The sequence below is a fragment of the Photobacterium sp. R1 genome (assembly GCF_054600795.1).
In genome coordinates this window covers 1-301 of sequence record NZ_BAAHZP010000375.1, presented here as the reverse complement: position 1 = coordinate 301, position 301 = coordinate 1, and the positions used below count along the sequence as shown (strand labels likewise).

Sequence of the window (301 nt, the reverse complement as noted above, 5' to 3'; positions counted from 1 at the left end):
GTACGACCGAGTGGACTCGAACCACCGACCCCCACCATGTCAAGGTGGTGCTCTAACCAGCTGAGCTACGGTCGTATTGTCTGTTGCAAACTGCCTGAAAGGGGAGGCAATTGCGAAATATGGTGCGTCTGAGTGGACTCGAACCACCGACCCCTACCATGTCAAGGTAGTACTCTAACCAGCTGAGCTACAGACGCGAAATTTAAGTTATTCTAATGCGGAAATTGGTACGACCGAGTGGACTCGAACCACCGACCCCCACCATGTCAAGGTGGTGCTCTAACCAGCTGAGCTACGGTCG

2 tRNA genes are annotated in these 301 nt (G+C 53.5%); both read right to left on the bottom strand.

Annotated elements, in window-relative coordinates:
• Position 1 precedes the first annotated feature (1 nt).
• Positions 2-75: transfer RNA gene (locus tag ACYP03_RS25490), tRNA-Val, on the bottom strand.
• A gap of 45 nt (positions 76-120) precedes the next feature.
• Positions 121-197, bottom strand: a tRNA-Val gene (locus tag ACYP03_RS25485).
• Between the last annotated feature and the right edge of the window lie 104 nt (positions 198-301).